This is a genomic window from Mesorhizobium sp. XAP4, from assembly GCF_029269325.1.
GTDB classification, from domain to species: domain Bacteria; phylum Pseudomonadota; class Alphaproteobacteria; order Rhizobiales; family Rhizobiaceae; genus Mesorhizobium; species Mesorhizobium ciceri.
Genome location: NZ_JARIXW010000030.1, coordinates 1 through 634, shown reverse-complemented (window position 1 = coordinate 634; position 634 = coordinate 1). Strand labels below are relative to the sequence as shown.

At 56.0% G+C, this 634-nt stretch carries 1 protein-coding gene; it reads left to right on the top strand.

The annotated features are described in order from the left end of the window. Positions 1 to 279: M20/M25/M40 family metallo-hydrolase (locus P3C39_RS32860; RefSeq protein ID WP_275955465.1), on the top strand; the 279-nt coding region annotated here is incomplete at its 5' end. Between the last annotated feature and the right edge of the window lie 355 nt (positions 280 to 634).

The following is a 634-nucleotide window of genomic DNA, read 5'->3' as shown; positions in this document are numbered from 1 at the left end:
AGCAGCGATGCCGTCGTTTTTAATCATGCCGCGCCGACCGAGCTTGCGATCAGGGCGGCGAAGGACGTGGCTGGTGAAGACAATGTGCACGAGACCCCTCCGGTATTAGGAGGGGAAGATTTCTCCTACATGGCGAAGGCGCGACCGGGTGCCTTCGTCTGGTGCGGGAATGGCGACAGCGCCGGCTTGCATCACGCGGCCTATGATTTTAACGACGAGGCAATTCCGTACGGGACATCCTTCTGGATCAAGCTCGTAGAGAACACGCTCAAGGTTTGAGGTGTTCGCGACCACAGAAAATCATCGGCTGGATGCGCCGATCGCCAGAATACGCCGATTACCTGCGTTTATAGAAGACAATTTGCGCAAATCGCCCAACTGACGCTGCTACATTCACGAGGCGGCATTGAGCGGGGTGGGATCCCAATATCAAGGATTAGCTGTGGAAAGTCCCAGTCGTATCGAGGCGCGATTTGAACCCGCAGGACGAGGGGCACCGCCGCATCCCATGAGTCACGTGAACGCATGGATATGAACGTCATCTCACGATCGGTGGGACAAGCGGCCAAACAAAACGTGAGCTGGGAGGAACTACGGTGAAAAAGTGGAAACACGACGAAAGCAGGAATGACCC